Consider the following 13,973-nt stretch of genomic DNA (forward strand, 5'->3'; position numbering starts at 1 on the left):
GCATCATGAAGGCTGGAGTGCAGACAATCTTGATCGCAGCCGCAGCGGCGGTTGTCTTGGGGAGCAATGTCGCCGCGCAGACGGCTGCGGTTTCCGACGATGCCGTGAAGATCGGCGTGCTGACCGACATGTCCGGCCAGTTCTCTCACGAATCCGGTGAGGGGTCCGTAACGGCAGTGAAGATGGCAGTCGAGGATTTCGGCGGCAAGTTGCTGGGCAAGCCGATCGAGGTGCTGGTGGCCGATCACCAGAACAAGCCTGACACCGCCTCGGGCCTCGCCCGCAAATGGTTCGACGTCGATCATGTCGACATGGTCGCAAATTTGATCAATTCCTCGATCGCGCTCACCGTCTCCCAGCTTGCGCAGCAGAAGAACCGCATCGCCATCATCAACGGCTCCGGTTCATCGCGCCTCACCAATGATGCCTGCACGCCCAACAGCGTTCACTATGCCTACGACACCTACGCGCTCGCCCGCGGCACCGGCAGCGCGCTGATGAAGGCAGGTCAGAAGAGTTGGTACTTCCTGACGGCGGACTATGCCTTTGGACATGCGCTGGAAGCAGATACGACTTCGGTCGTGAAGAGCCTGGGTGGCGAGGTGGTCGGATCGACGCGATACCCGGTCGAGGCCTTCGATCAATCATCATTTCTGCTCCAGGCGCAGTCGTCAAAAGCCCAAGTCATCGGCCTCGCAGGTTCAGGCAATGTCCTCGTCAACTCGATCAAGTCGGCACAGGAGTTCGGGATCACGAAGGGCGGCCAGACGCTGGCCGGATTGCTCGTGTGGATCACCGATATCAAGAGCCTCGGCCTGCGGACGGCACAGGGGCTCGTACTGACGAATGCCTTCTATTGGGATCGCGACGACGAGACGCGTGCATGGTCCAAGCGCTTCTATGAACGCATGAAGCGGATGCCGCACATGGGCGATGCCGGCGACTATTCGTCGACCATGCACTATCTCAAGGCGATCGAAGCTGCGGGCACCGACGAAGCCAAGGCCGTCATGAGCAAGATGCGCGAAATGCCGATCAACGACTTCTTCGCCAAGAACGGTCGTATCCGCGAGGACGGGCGCATGGTGCACGACATGTATGTGTACGAAGTGAAGCAGCCGTCGGAGTCCAAGGGCGAATGGGATTTCTACAAGCTGCGCGAAGTGATCCCGGGCGAGCAGGCGTTCCGTCCGCTCAAGGACAGCCTCTGCCCGCAGGTCAAGAAGGGGTAACCTAGATGGATCAGGACGCCGCTATCGAGGGTCTCGCCACACTTGCTCGGGAGCCGATCCGCAGCGGCGCCGATTATGTCGCAAGCCTGAGGGGCCGCAAGCTCAAGGTCTATCTGATGGGCGAAACGGTTGCTGAGCCGGTCGATCATCCGATCATCCGGCCCTCGATCAACGCCGTCGCGGAAACCTACGATCTCGCCAACGACAACCCCGAGTTGGCGTCGGCGACATCGCCATTGACCGGCGAGCGCATCAACCGCTTTCTGCATATCGCGACCAGCCCCGCAGACCTGGTCATGCAGAACAAGATGCAGCGCAGGCTCGGGCAGTTGACGGGCACTTGCTTTCAGCGCTGCGTCGGCATGGACGCGTTGAACGCGCTGCACTCCGTGACCCATGATCTGGACCGGAAGTACGGCACGGGCTACCATGATCGGTTCAAGGACTTTCTCGTGCGGGTCCAACGCTCCAATCTTGTGATCGGCGGCGCGATGACCGACGTGAAGGGTGATCGCGGCAAATCACCGTCGCAGCAAGCGGATCCCGATCTCTTCGTGCATGTCACGCGGCGTACGTCGGAGGGCGTCTTTATCAGCGGGGCTAAGGCGCATCAGACAGGTTGCTTGAACTCGCATTGGCTCATCGTTATGCCGACGATGAGGCTGGACCTGGACGACAAGGACTACGCCATCGTCGGCGCGCTCCCTGTTGATGCTGAGGGCATCACCTACATCTATGGCCGGCAATCCTGCGATGCCCGCAGCGCCGAAGAGGGCGACATCGACGCGGGCAATGCGCGGTTCGCCGGCCAGGAAGCCATGATCGTCTTCGAGGATGTGTTCATCCCGGCCGAGCACGTCTTCATGGACGGCGAGGTGGAATTTGCATCTGCGCTGGTCGAACGCTTCACCTGCTATCATCGGCGCAGCTACGTCTGCAAGACCGGCGTCGGAGACGTTCTGATCGGCGCAGCGGCGACGATCGCAGACTATAACGGAGTCGAGCGCGCCTCCCATATCCGCGACAAGCTGGTCGAGATGACCCATCTGAACGAAACCATCTACGGCGCGGGCATCGCCGCGAGCCACCAGGGGATCGCGATGAACTCGGGGGCGTACCTACCGGACGAGATGCTTGCGAACGTCTGCAAGCACCACGTCACGCGCTTGCCCTACGAGATCGGCCGGCTGGCGCAGGATCTCGCGGGCGGACTGATGGTGACCTTGCCGTCGGAACGCGAGCTGCGCCATGAGACGATCGGTCCCCTGATCGAAAAATATCTGAAAGGCCGGCCGGAAGTTGCGACGGAGGACAGGATCCGTGTTCTGCGCCTCGTCGAGAACATGACGTTGGGCAGGAACGCGGTCGGATATCTGACGGAATCAATGCATGGGGCGGGTTCGCCGCAGGCGCAACGGATCCAGATCGCGCGGTCGATGCAGATCGACTTCAAAAAAGAGTTGGCCAAGGCGCTTGCCGGCATTTCATCGACATCGCGGGCGAAGATCGAGGACGATCTATCGAGTTACATGGCCCGGGTATTCGCGCCCGTTCGCGATTGAGGCGCGCTGGTTCAGCTCGAGTTTTTTGGAGACGACAATGGCTATGACAATGACGGGCGAGATCCAGCTCGCCGCCCCGAGGGAGGTCGTTTGGGCCAAACTGAACGACCCCGCGGTTCTGAAAGCCTGTATTCCCGGATGCGAGCAACTGGAGGAGATCGACCGTCAAGGATTTCGCGCCGTCGCAAAGATAAAGGTGGGGCCTGTTTCGGCGCGGTTTAGAGGCAAGGTCGCTCTCACCGACCTCGACCCGCCGAACAGCTACAATATCGCGGGAGAAGGCGAGGGCGGTGTCGCGGGCTTCGCAAGGGGCGGCGCAAAAGTCAGGCTTCTCGAGCGAGACAATGGCACCCTTTTGACGTATCAGGTCGAGGCGCAAATCGGCGGAAAGCTGGCGCAACTGGGGCAGCGACTTGTCAACGGCACGGCGAAGAAACTGGCAGATGAGTTCTTTATCAGTTTCGCGCGGTCACTTTAATTCACGACCGCTCGTCCAATTCGCCTGAGCAACCCTAGTTTACCATGACTTGCCACCCGAATGTTCTCTGCGTAGGGGAATCTTGGATGGCGACAAAGCATGCCTCCGCGCCAGCGGCATTGCGTAAGGCGCAATGCGGCGAGGACGCCAACGTCTATCCATCGAGACCGTATCAGTTCTCCTGCCGCCTTCGCTTCAAGCGGCACGTCGATACGCGACGGCATCGGTACATCAGTGCAGCAGCAATGTTACCGCGAGCGGCACCAACAACGACGTTACAAGCGCATTCAGGCCCATGGCAATGCCAGAAAAAACGCCGGCCACTTCGTCGACTTGAAACGCGCGTGCTGTGCCGATGCCGTGCGCAGCGATGCCGACCGCGAAACCGCGAGCGCGGAAATCAGTGATGGCTATCCGATTCATAAGCGGAGTGACAATGATGGCACCCATTATGCCGGTGAGGACGACTGAAACCGCTGTTAGAGATGCATCGCCACGCAGGGATTCGCTGATACCCATGGCTACGCCTGCAGTGACCGATTTCGGCGCCAGCGAGAGGATGACTGCCTGTGGCAGACCAAAGGCCCGGGCGAACAGAACGACGGAGACGATGGCTGTGATTGAGCCGGCGACCAGTGAGATCAGCATCGGCACGATCGCAGCTACGACGCGTTTGCGGTTGTCATACAGTGGTACCGCGAGTGCCACTGTAGCTGGACCGAGCAGGAAGTGCACAAACTGCGCGCCGGAAAAGTACGTGGTGTAAGAAGTGTTCGTGATGAGCAGGAATCCGCCGATGATCCAGATTGAGTGAAGGACCGGATTTGCCAGCGGATGGCGATGCGTCGCAAGCGAGACGGCATCTGCGATGGCATAGACAGAGAGCGTTACGGTCAGCCAGAGGAGAGGCGACTGCGAGAGATAAACCCAAAGAGAGGATGAGTTTCCGTTCATTGCGTTGTCTGGTTTCTCGCGAGCAGGCGGCTGACTGCGAGGAATGTGGCGACGGTCACGAGCAAAGTGACGACCACGGACGCAGCCAGCGTCAGCAGGATTCCGACACCATGTTCGACAACCAGGTCGAGCCTCTGCACAACACCGACGCCCGCAGGAATAAATAACAGAGATAGATGGGCGAGCAAGCCGCGGCCCGTGCTCTCGACGGCATCGTTGTGCAAAGGGCCTCGACGGAGCGCAACGTAGCGATCGCGCGTCAAGAGAAGAAGCAGCAAGAATGACAGGCCGAGCACCGGTCCTGGCATCGGTAGGTTAAGGCCGCGCACGATCGCTTCGCCGGCCAGCTGGCAGAGCAGAATCAAGCTCAGGCTCGCGATCATGAGAAATGTCCGTTGCGTGACAGACGCCGCGACGGAGTCTGCGCGGTCGCCTTGCGGAGCGACAAATCGTTAGAGGGCGCTCTTACCGAGCCGAAGCGCAACCTGACGCCGCTGGAAGCTACGCTGCCGGAATCTTCAGAGACGACATGAAGTGCTCCATGTTCGCCTCGACGCTTTCTCGGCTGAGCAAACCTGTCTTCTGATCGCGGATCATTGCGTACATCTTCTCGTGCAGCCCAACGGCGCGATAGCGCCCACTGACCTCCAGCGATTTGCGAACCCAAGGAGCGACCATGTTCAGAACGAAGTCAGCGATCACAACGATGAGTTTGTTGCCCGCTGCCGCATAGACCGCGCGATGAAAATCAAGGTCGGCCTCCAGCAGCTTCTCGATTGGCGAGTTGGGATCCTCCGAGAGAGCCTTCAGGCGGTCGATGCTTTCGCGCATAATTGCCAGATCACGATCGGTGCGCCTGATCGAAGCCAGCTCTGCGCAGTTTCGATCGAAAATGTACCGGAGCTCCATCAGCATTTCAGGTGAAGAATCCTGGAGATAGAGTTGGAACATCATCAGCGGCATCACGGCAGTGCCTTCGTCCTTGCGGATGTAGTTGCCGTGCCCATGCCGCGTCTCGATCAGTCCTGAGACCGCAAGGGTCTTCATGGCCTCGCGGATCGGAGTGCGGCTGATGCCGAGCTTTTCTGCAAGCTCCTTCTCGTTGGGTAGCTTGTCACCTGGATTCAAATTGCCCTTGGCAATTTCACCGGTGATGTAATTCAGCGCGACTTCGACACGCGTGGGTAGCTTCTTGTTCTCCATCTGCTCCATCGGTCGCTCGCAGCTCTCATTTTCCGCCGTCGCATTGCGATCACATAAGCCGCCGCGCGACCAGATCAAACCAACGAACATCCACAAGGTAGGAGGTATGATCTCTGTTGACAACAGGTATAAGGTATGACCTCATATCTCGGCGCAGACGCCAAGACGTCCGCTGGAGGAAATCAATGCTTTCGTTGTCCGGGGCAGAGCCGGAAGTCCGCGATGACGCTGCCATTGGGCTGCACGACCAGCCTCTGCTGGTAGCGGACGGTGTCGCGAAGTCTTTCAACGGCGTTCCAGCCCTTCGCGACGGTCGGCTTGTCCTCAAGCGCGGAACCGTCCACGCGCTCTGCGGCGGTAACGGCGCCGGAAAGTCGACCTTCCTGAACATCGTGATGGGCTTGTTGCACCGCGACGAAGGCAGCATTCGCATCGACGGGGTGGCTGTCGATTTCAGGAGTGCCGCGGATGCTTTGCGGCATGGCGTGACCATCATCACTCAGGAATTGTCTCCGGTTCCCGAGATGACCGTGGCCGAGAACATCTACTTGGGAAGAGAGCCGAAGATCGGCGGCCTTGTGGTGGACTTCCCGAAGATGCGGCGGGCCGCAAAACGGCTTCTGGATGACCTTGAGTTCGATGTTCCCGTCGGCGCCCGCATGCGGGACTTGAGCCTGGCCCAGATCCAACTCGTCGAGATAGCGAAGGCACTTAGCCACCGTGCGGACATCGTCATTATGGACGAGCCCACCTCGGCCATCGGCGAGCACGAGGTGCATATCCTCTTCAATGCGCTGAAGCGGATAAAAGCACGCGGATCCGCGATCATCTACGTCTCGCACAAATTGACCGAGATTTTCGAGATCGCGGACGAATACACGGTTTTCCGCGACGGTCGGTTCATCGAAAGCGGTGCAATCTCCTCGATCGATCGCAATCACCTCGTTACACAGATCGTCGGGCACGAGATCAAGACGGTCGAAAAGGGAAGGCCCAACGAAGGCGCGCCAATCCTGCTCGAAGTGCGCTCCTTGTCGCGCGGATCTCACTTCAAGAACATCTCTGTGACCGTCGCTGCAGGAGAAGTCCTGGGCATCTACGGTTTGCTTGGCTCGGGTCGGACCGAATTCTTGGAAACGATATTCGGCATCCACGCGCCGACCGCCGGCGACGTCTTCCTCGATGGGAAAAGGGTGGATCCGGGTAATCCCAAGAAGTGCATCCGACAAGGCATGGCTATGGTTTCCGAGGATCGGAAGGATACCGGCCTCGTTCTTTGCGCGTCTATCGCACACAACATTGCCTTGTCATCGCTAACGCTTCGCGCCGTCAGCGGATTTGTCCGTCGCAAAGCGGAGGCGGCTGCGACCGATCGGATGATGAAGTTACATCGGATCAAGGCGGCATCTCCAAACGTTGCTGTAGAGACGCTTAGCGGCGGAAACCAGCAGAAGGTGGTTTTCGCACGCTGTCTCCTGACCAATCCGCGTTTGCTGATATGCGACGAGCCAACACGTGGAATCGACGAGGGCTCAAAGCAGGAGATCTACGCTTTTCTCCGCGAGTTCGCGGCGAAGGGCAATGGGGTGCTCGTCGTCTCATCCGAAGCGCCGGAGATACTCCAAATCAGCGATCGAATTGCGGTGTTCCGGCAGGGACGACTCGATCACGTCGTCGACGGGCACGAGACAACCCAGCAAATGCTTACAGATCTCGCCAGTTGAGCGGATCGAAGGTTTTTCAAGAACTCGCGTGCGCATGCGGTCGAAGCAAGGAGTGGATATGGTGGCCAACGTAATAAGCAACGTCGCGACGGGTGCCCGATCCAAAAGTATCGCTGCTATAGGACCATACCTGAAGTCGTTCAGCATCGTCATCGTGTTCGTGGTGATTTCGGCGTTCTTCGCCGTGGCCAACGAGTACTTCATGACATGGCTGAACTGGGTGAACCTGCTGCGGCAATCCTCGATCAACGGCGTTTTGGCGATCGGAGTGACGTTCGTCATTCTGACAAGGGGCATTGACCTTTCCGTCGGCTCAGTGATGGCCCTCGCGGGCATGATCGCTGCCAGCCTCGTGACTTCGACCAACCAGCACTTCGTGCTTTGGGCGGTTCTGGCGGGACTCGGGACGGGCGCGCTGTTGGGCTTGCTGAACGGCGTCATCGTGACGACCTTCAATGTCCCGCCTTTCGTCGCCACGCTCGGAATGCTGAGCATGGCTCGCGGCTTGACCCTCATCTTCTCTGATGGGCGCCCTGTTCCGAATCTCTCCGAGTCGTTTCGTTGGATCGGCGGCGGCAGCGTGGCGGGCGTCCCCGTACCGGTCTTGATCCTCTTTCTTGTGTTCGCGACCGGCTGGGTGGTGCTCTCTTACACCACCTTCGGACGCTACGTTTACGCCGTAGGAGGGAACGACAAGGCGGCCAAGACGAGCGGCATCTCGACTCGGACCGTCATTGCATCCACCTACGTGATCTCCGGACTTCTTGCCGGACTCGCCGGTCTGGTGCTGACGTCTCGCACTACCGCCGCACTTCCACAGGCGGGCATCGGTTACGAACTCGACGCGATTGCGGCCGTGGTGATCGGCGGGACTAGCCTCGCAGGAGGACGCGGTTCGCTGGTCGGGACGTTGTTCGGCGCACTCATCATTGGAACCATCAACAACGGCATGGATCTGATGGGCGTGTCTTCCTACTACCAGCAGCTTCTCAAGGGCGCGATCATTGTCGTCGCCGTGATGCTTGACCAATTTCGCAAGTGACCCCTGCGAAAACCATTACAGACGATGGGAAACGGCTGTAACGCCCAGCAATGGGCGGACTAGGTGACTGACTATATCAATCGGAGGAGACAATGAAGTTTACGCGTAGATCGACGATGGCGGGTTTCGCCGCTGCTGCAATCATTCTTTCGACCAGTACGGCCTTTGCTCAAAGCAAGACACGGATCGCCGCCCTATCGTTCGGAGAATCCGGCGAATACATGAAGGCCTGGTCCAGCGAGATTCAGAGCCATCCGGCAGTTAAGGACGGTTCTGTCGCAGTCACGATCTTTGACGGCAAGTACGATCCTCTCGTCCAAGCTAACCAGATCGATACGGCCATTACCCAAAAGTTCGATGCCATCATTATGTCGCCGTTCGATCTTCAGGCGTCGACCCCCGCGATCGACAAGGCCATTGCCGCTCGCATTCCGGTGATCGTGTCGGCTCTGAAAACAGCGTCGAAGAACTACACCGCGTCGATCATCGTCAACGACACTGAAGGAGGGCGTATCATCGGGGAGCAACTCGGCAAGCTGCTTCCGAATGGTGGGAACGTGGTGCTCATGGAAGGTCCGATCGGTCAGTCGGCGCAGATCGAGCGCAAGGCTGGCATCGATGCCGGCTTGGCCAAGTTCCCGAAGCTCAAGTTGATTGCCAGCAAGTCGGGCAACTGGAGCCGTGCCGAGGGGCAGTCGCTCATGGAGAATTGGTTGCTCGCGCATCCGGGGCAGATCAATGCCGTACTCGCCGAAAATGACGAGATGGCGCTGGGCGCGATCGAGGCCATGAAGAGCGCAAAGGTCGACTTCAAGTCCGTTCCGGTGCTTGCGATCGATGGCATTCCGGATGGAAAGCGTGCCGTTCAGAAAGGCGAAATGACCATAACGCTCTACAAGTACGCCCGTGCTGAGGGGCAGGGCGCGGTCGATCTCGCCTTACGTGCCGTCAAGGGAGACAGCTACAAGCCCCGGTCCGAAATCTGGGAGTCTCTGATGGAGTGGAAAGGCGGGGCGCAGAAGGACTACGTCGTTCCCTGGCTTCTCTTGGATTCCTCGAACGTCGCAAAATACATGTGACTCCAATCGTGCGCACGCGGTGAACAGCCGCGTGCGCACTGATGCTTAAACAGGGATATCTGGATATGGTGGCTCTGCAGAAGAGGGCGCTTCCGAACGGGCGTCTGAATTTGACTTCGCTTGGGCTGGGAACATCACCTTTGGGCGGGTGCGGTGTTCCGGTTAGCTTCGAGACCTTCGAGGCGGTGATCCTGAAGGCCTACGAGCAGGGCGTACGCTATTTCGATGTTGCTCCGCTCTATGGTCTCGGAAAGTCGGAGCATTTCCTCGGCCATGTCCTTCGTGTTCACGGTCTTCGTCCGGAGGTCGTGGTAAGCACCAAAGCGGGCCGGCTGTTGAAGCCGGCAAGCCGTTCGAAGCGCGCGGAAAGTCTCTACGGGATCAATTGGGTCGATCCGCTGCCCTTCGTCGACGAATACGATTACAGTTACGATGGCATCATGCGGTCCTTCGAGGACAGCCAGCAGCGCCTCGGTCTCGACCGCATCGACATTCTTTTCCTGCACGATGTGAGCGGAGTCTGGCACCAGGAGAAGTATCCACTTTATCTGTCGCAACTCCGCGAGAGCGGATACCGCGCGTGCGACGAACTCCGTCGCTCGGGAGCGGTCAAGGCGATCGGTCTCGGTGTTAACGAGACGGCTTCGGTGCTTGAAGTGGCAGCCGAGTTCGATCTCGACTGCTCGCTTGTGGCAGGGCGGTACACGCTCCTCAATCATGCGCCACTGACTGACTTCTTTCCCGAGGCCCAACGTCGCAGCATCGGCATCATCGCGGGCGGGGTCTACAATTCGGGGATCCTGGCGGAGGGCAGTCGGGGTAACGCCTTGACGCGGACCTATGACTACCAGACGGCGTCCGAAGCGATCGTACAGCGCGTGAAGGCGCTGGAAGCTGTCTGCGAACGTCACAACGTCGCGCTCGCCAATGCGGCTTCCCAGTTCGTCTATGCGCATCCGGCCGTGACATCGGTGGTTCAAGGCGCGCTCACAACGGCACATGTGGAGCAGAACGTCGCCTCGATATCGGCGCCAATTCCTCAGGCGTTCTGGATGGACCTCAAGAGCGAAGGTCTGATTCCCAAAGAAGCCCCGCTCCCGGATCAGGGCTCCCTGGCCCTGTCCGACTAAATTTCCACACAAGCAAGGAGAAGAGCGATGCTTCCGCTCGAAAAACGAACTCTAGGCCGCACTAAAGTGTCCGTCACATCCGCGGGGCTCGGGACAGTGCCTCTTTCAGGGTTCAATGTCGGAGTGCCCTATTCCGAATTCGAAGCTGTCGTTAAGGCAGCTTTCGATCTCGGGGTCCGCTATTTCGATTGCGCGCCGATGTACGGTCTCGGAAAAGCCGAGCATTTCCTTGGCCGTGCTCTCCGGGACCTCCGCATTCGCGATCAGGTCGTCGTGAGCACGAAGTGCGGCCGCGTGCTCAAGCCCGCAAGCCGAACACCGAAGCTCGACACGGTGTACGGCATCGAATGGGTTGATCCATACCCGTTTAGAGACACCTACGACTACACGTACGGCGGTGTGATGCGCTCGTTCGAGGACAGTCAGCAGCGTTTGGGCCTCGATTATATCGATGTGCTTCTGGTCCACGACGTCGGGCGCGCATGGCATGGCGATCAAGCAGAATTTTACTGGAACCAACTCCGTGAGAGCGGATACCGTGCCCTCGAGGAGCTGAAGAGTTCGGGTGCTATCGGTGCGGTAGGGCTGGGGGTAAACGAGACCGAATCCGTCGTTGGAGTAGCGCGCGAATTCCCGATTGACTGCGCGTTGATCGCAGGTCGATACACGCTTCTCAACCATGCACCACTCGATGGGCACTTCGACGAACTGCGGTCGCGGAATGTCTCGGTGATTGCGGGCGGCATCTACAATTCGGGCATCCTGGCCGCTGGATCGAAGGCCGCGGCCTCGACTTATGACTACCAGCAGGTCCCGAGCGCTATCCTTGAGCGCGTCCGTTCAATCGAGGAAGTTTGCGAACGGCACGGTGTTGACTTGCCGACCGTCGCGACGCAGTTCGTGCAAGCGCATCCCGCCGTGGCCACGGTGGTTCAGGGCGCGAAGTCGACAAGCGAGGTTACCCAGAACGTCCACGCTGTCTCGGCGCGGATACCCGCTGCTCTCTGGCAGGATTTGAGGGCCTCCATACTGATCCCATCGAATGCTCCGGTTCCTGAAGGCGGGCAATCCTCGTGAGCGGGTTTGTGGGCGCACAGTTCCGTGCCGACGATCCCTTCGAAGGCATTGCACCTGGTTCAGCGGTCGCGGAGTACGATATCGTGATCGGGCCGGTCGTCCGCTATCTGCGCGATGTCGTGACCGACCGCTCTGTTCGTCTTCTCGCGAACTTCATCGGAACGTCGCATCTGGGGGACGAAAGCAAGCCTGACGCCGGCGATTCGGATCAGGTGTACGATGTTCTTGCAGCGGTTCGGGTGCCGCTGCAGCGGCGGCACGAGCATCATCACGTGAAGCAGGCGGCGCATTTGCTGCTGCCGACGCGGGCGGCCGCCTTGGCGCCGCATCTGCGCACGAGCGAGGCGAGCTTGCTGTCAAGGGCTTGGGGCCATCTGCGTCGGGCGAGCCCGGTCGGTAGCGGAGGCTTGATCGACCTGCGGCAGTGCTGCGGTCAACTGAACCTTGGTGCTGACTTTCTGATCGGAGCGTCCGAATGACAAGATATGCCATCACCGTGCTTGAATACGCAGCCAGTCCCAAACACCCGACAAGCGGGGTGCTGTACGGCCGGCACAATAGCGGAAGCATGAACCTGCCGTTTGCCTATGTGCTCCTGCGTGGCCGCGACACGGTCGCTTTGGTTGATACGGGCTACGATCAGTCGGATTTCGGAGGCGAGATCGCCAATACCATCGGAGTCACCGGTTGGTCCCCCCCTTCTGAAGTGTTGGGTGCCGTCGGCATTCGTCCCGACGATGTGCAACACGTGTTCCTAACTCATGCTGATTTCGACCACATGGGTGGGCTGGCCTACTTCCCGAACGCCAAGTTCTACATCCAGAAGCGCGAAATCGAGAGCTGGATCTGGGCCCTGTCCAAGGGACGTCGTTTTCGATCTCTCCTCGGCGGCATCAATCCTACTGATGTCTTGAAGCTCGTGGATCTCGGAATGAAGAATCGACTGGTCGTACTGGACGGGGCGTCGCATGACGTCCTGCCGAATATCGACCTTCTTCCCGCCTTTGACACCCACACGGCAGGTTCGCAGTACGTGGTCGTCCGTAACGGCGGAAGCTTAGAGGACCGATGGGTCCTTACCGGAGACGTTGTCTACACCTACGAAAACCTGCACGGAGGCGATCGAGATGATCCGTGCTTCGTGCCGCCAGGACTGGCGACGGGAAGCCAGACCAATCTCATCCTCACGGCGGAAGAGATGCTCGCCGGCGTCGGCGGCGACATGCTGAGGCTCGTCCCCGTCCACGAGGAAAAGCTCAAGGATCACTTCCCGTCTCGGTTGAGCGATCGTGGACTTCGGATCACTGACATCACGACACTTTGAAACAGCTTAGGGGCTGGTAGGGCCCGAAGGATATCGCTCATGGATTTCATCCGTTTGGGCCGTTCGGGCCTCAAGATTTCGCGGATTGTGCTGGGTTGCATGAGTTACGGAGTCGGGGAGCGGGGGAATCATCCTTGGACCCTAAGCGAGAGCGATAGCCGGCCATTCATCCGGAAGGCTCTCGATTCCGGGATCAATTGCTTTGATACGGCCAACGTGTACTCGGACGGTACGAGCGAGGAGATCGTCGGTAAGATTCTCAAGGAAATGGTACCGCGAGACGAAATCGTGATCGCTACGAAGGTCTACGGCCGCATGCGCCCGGGACCAAACGGGATCGGCCTTTCGCGAAAGGCAATTATTGCCGAAGCGGAAGCCAGTCTCCGGAGGCTCGGCACTGACTATATCGATCTGTACCAGATCCATTTCTGGGACAACGACACGCCAATCGATGAGACACTTGAAGCCTTGAACGACCTCGTACGAAGCGGGAAAGTGCGCTACATTGGTGCGAGCAATGTCTATGCATGGCAATTCGCCAAGGCTTTGTACCGATCTGACGCGAATTCGTGGGCGCGTTTCGTCTCCATGCAGTGTCATTTGAATCTTCTCTACAGAGAAGAAGAGCGAGAAATGCTTCCGCTCTGTCGGGACGAAGGCGTCGGTGTGATTGCGTTTAGTCCGCTTGCCCGGGGCCGGCTCACCCGCCCCTGGACTGAGAGAAGCTCTCGCTCCGATACTGACAACGTAACGGCACAGTTCTACGGCCATGCCGAAGCTGCCGACCGGAGCATCGTCGACGCAGTTACGGATATTGCGATGGAACGACGAGTGGCTCCAGCGCACGTGGCGCTGGCATGGGTCGCTGCGAAGGCTGGAGTGACGGCACCAATTGTTGGTGCGACCAAGACGCAGCACCTTGACGATGCGATCGCAGCGCTCGGCCTGAAGCTGACATCCGATGAAATAGGCAGGCTGGAAGAGCGCTACGTGCCTCATACCGTGGTTGGATTGAAATAGAGCGCAGCCCAATCGGACCGCTTTATTCTGAGAGGTTGCGCCCGCAAGCGTACCTGCCGCAAAAAAAGTGCCGGGGTCTATTAAGATCCCGGCACAGTCAGGGAGAACCTCGTAGATGTGCAGAATTCTTGGTCTCGTTGGCTGATTT

The 13,973-nt window shown here is 59.0% G+C and carries 14 protein-coding genes; 11 read left to right on the plus strand and 3 right to left on the minus strand.

Translation table 11 applies throughout. The features are described 5' to 3' along the window. Positions 1–5 precede the first annotated feature (5 nt). From JQ604_RS26155 to JQ604_RS26165, 3 genes are read left to right on the plus strand one after another with little or no spacing between them, the layout of a single operon-like run. Positions 6–1,232 (plus strand): ABC transporter substrate-binding protein, encoded by a 1,227-nt coding sequence (locus JQ604_RS26155; RefSeq protein ID WP_212363473.1) that lies wholly within the window; start codon positions 6–8, stop codon positions 1,230–1,232. 5 nt (positions 1,233–1,237) lie between these two features. Continuing rightward, the gene (locus tag JQ604_RS26160; protein WP_212363475.1) at positions 1,238–2,794 is read left to right on the plus strand and encodes a 4-hydroxyphenylacetate 3-hydroxylase family protein; all 1,557 of its coding nucleotides are present in this window, start codon (positions 1,238–1,240) and stop codon (positions 2,792–2,794) included. A gap of 37 nt (positions 2,795–2,831) precedes the next feature. Beyond that, a complete protein-coding gene (locus tag JQ604_RS26165) occupies positions 2,832–3,272 on the plus strand; it encodes an SRPBCC family protein (protein WP_212363477.1) in 441 nt (146 codons plus the stop codon). A 231-nt stretch (positions 3,273–3,503) separates the two neighbouring features. Here JQ604_RS26165 and JQ604_RS26170 read toward each other — a convergent pair whose 3' ends face one another. The 3 genes from JQ604_RS26170 to JQ604_RS26180 form a co-directional block, all read right to left on the minus strand. Then, positions 3,504–4,226: an LrgB family protein gene (locus JQ604_RS26170; RefSeq protein ID WP_212363479.1), complete on the minus strand. Its 723-nt coding sequence runs from the start codon at positions 4,224–4,226 to the stop codon at positions 3,504–3,506. Further along, the gene (locus JQ604_RS26175) at positions 4,223–4,609 is read right to left on the minus strand and encodes a CidA/LrgA family protein (protein ID WP_212363481.1); all 387 of its coding nucleotides are present in this window, start codon (positions 4,607–4,609) and stop codon (positions 4,223–4,225) included. Before JQ604_RS26175 ends, JQ604_RS26170 begins: the two co-directional genes overlap by 4 nt. Positions 4,610–4,727: 118 nt before the next feature. Further along, entirely contained in the window at positions 4,728–5,438 is a 711-nt protein-coding gene (locus tag JQ604_RS26180; protein ID WP_092083581.1) for a FadR/GntR family transcriptional regulator, read from the minus strand. A 176-nt stretch (positions 5,439–5,614) separates the two neighbouring features. Here JQ604_RS26180 and JQ604_RS26185 point away from each other — a divergent pair, with 176 nt between their 5' ends. From JQ604_RS26185 to JQ604_RS26220, 8 genes are all read left to right on the plus strand, one after another. After that, complete coding sequence (locus JQ604_RS26185) at positions 5,615–7,153, plus strand: sugar ABC transporter ATP-binding protein (RefSeq protein WP_212363483.1); 1,539 nt, start codon at positions 5,615–5,617, stop codon at positions 7,151–7,153. Between the two features lie 58 nt (positions 7,154–7,211). Further along, positions 7,212–8,195, plus strand: coding sequence for an ABC transporter permease (locus JQ604_RS26190; RefSeq protein ID WP_212363485.1), 984 nt, complete (start codon positions 7,212–7,214; stop codon positions 8,193–8,195). A gap of 92 nt (positions 8,196–8,287) precedes the next feature. Next, positions 8,288–9,274, plus strand: a complete 987-nt coding sequence (locus JQ604_RS26195; RefSeq protein ID WP_212363487.1) for a substrate-binding domain-containing protein — start codon at positions 8,288–8,290, stop codon at positions 9,272–9,274. A gap of 65 nt (positions 9,275–9,339) precedes the next feature. Further along, the gene (locus JQ604_RS26200; protein WP_212363488.1) at positions 9,340–10,404 is read left to right on the plus strand and encodes an aldo/keto reductase; all 1,065 of its coding nucleotides are present in this window, start codon (positions 9,340–9,342) and stop codon (positions 10,402–10,404) included. Positions 10,405–10,431: 27 nt separating this feature from the next. Beyond that, entirely contained in the window at positions 10,432–11,481 is a 1,050-nt protein-coding gene (locus JQ604_RS26205; RefSeq protein WP_212363490.1) for an aldo/keto reductase, read from the plus strand. Between the two features lie 8 nt (positions 11,482–11,489). Next, positions 11,490–11,960 carry a hypothetical protein gene (locus JQ604_RS26210; RefSeq protein ID WP_212363492.1) on the plus strand — a complete coding sequence of 157 codons (471 nt, stop codon included), beginning with the start codon at positions 11,490–11,492 and terminating at the stop codon, positions 11,958–11,960. Next, the gene (locus tag JQ604_RS26215) at positions 11,957–12,805 is read left to right on the plus strand and encodes an N-acyl homoserine lactonase family protein (protein WP_212363494.1); all 849 of its coding nucleotides are present in this window, start codon (positions 11,957–11,959) and stop codon (positions 12,803–12,805) included. Before JQ604_RS26210 ends, JQ604_RS26215 begins: the two co-directional genes overlap by 4 nt. Positions 12,806–12,844: 39 nt before the next feature. Then, on the plus strand, positions 12,845–13,825 hold the full coding sequence (locus JQ604_RS26220; protein WP_212363496.1) for an aldo/keto reductase: 981 nt from the start codon (positions 12,845–12,847) through the stop codon (positions 13,823–13,825). Positions 13,826–13,973 lie beyond the last annotated feature (148 nt).

Source organism: Bradyrhizobium jicamae (assembly GCF_018130695.1).
Classification (GTDB): domain Bacteria; phylum Pseudomonadota; class Alphaproteobacteria; order Rhizobiales; family Xanthobacteraceae; genus Bradyrhizobium; species Bradyrhizobium jicamae_B.

Coding starts and splice junctions, on each gene's coding strand:
- JQ604_RS26155 (WP_212363473.1), top strand. CDS start 6: ATGAAGGCTGGAGTGCAGACAATCTTGATCGCAGCCGCAGCGGCGGTT.
- JQ604_RS26160 (WP_212363475.1), top strand. CDS start 1,238: ATGGATCAGGACGCCGCTATCGAGGGTCTCGCCACACTTGCTCGGGAG.
- JQ604_RS26165 (WP_212363477.1), top strand. CDS start 2,832: ATGGCTATGACAATGACGGGCGAGATCCAGCTCGCCGCCCCGAGGGAG.
- JQ604_RS26170 (WP_212363479.1), bottom strand. CDS start 4,226: ATGAACGGAAACTCATCCTCTCTTTGGGTTTATCTCTCGCAGTCGCCT.
- JQ604_RS26175 (WP_212363481.1), bottom strand. CDS start 4,609: ATGATCGCGAGCCTGAGCTTGATTCTGCTCTGCCAGCTGGCCGGCGAA.
- JQ604_RS26180 (WP_092083581.1), bottom strand. CDS start 5,438: ATGGAGCAGATGGAGAACAAGAAGCTACCCACGCGTGTCGAAGTCGCG.
- JQ604_RS26185 (WP_212363483.1), top strand. CDS start 5,615: ATGCTTTCGTTGTCCGGGGCAGAGCCGGAAGTCCGCGATGACGCTGCC.
- JQ604_RS26190 (WP_212363485.1), top strand. CDS start 7,212: ATGGTGGCCAACGTAATAAGCAACGTCGCGACGGGTGCCCGATCCAAA.
- JQ604_RS26195 (WP_212363487.1), top strand. CDS start 8,288: ATGAAGTTTACGCGTAGATCGACGATGGCGGGTTTCGCCGCTGCTGCA.
- JQ604_RS26200 (WP_212363488.1), top strand. CDS start 9,340: ATGGTGGCTCTGCAGAAGAGGGCGCTTCCGAACGGGCGTCTGAATTTG.
- JQ604_RS26205 (WP_212363490.1), top strand. CDS start 10,432: ATGCTTCCGCTCGAAAAACGAACTCTAGGCCGCACTAAAGTGTCCGTC.
- JQ604_RS26215 (WP_212363494.1), top strand. CDS start 11,957: ATGACAAGATATGCCATCACCGTGCTTGAATACGCAGCCAGTCCCAAA.
- JQ604_RS26220 (WP_212363496.1), top strand. CDS start 12,845: ATGGATTTCATCCGTTTGGGCCGTTCGGGCCTCAAGATTTCGCGGATT.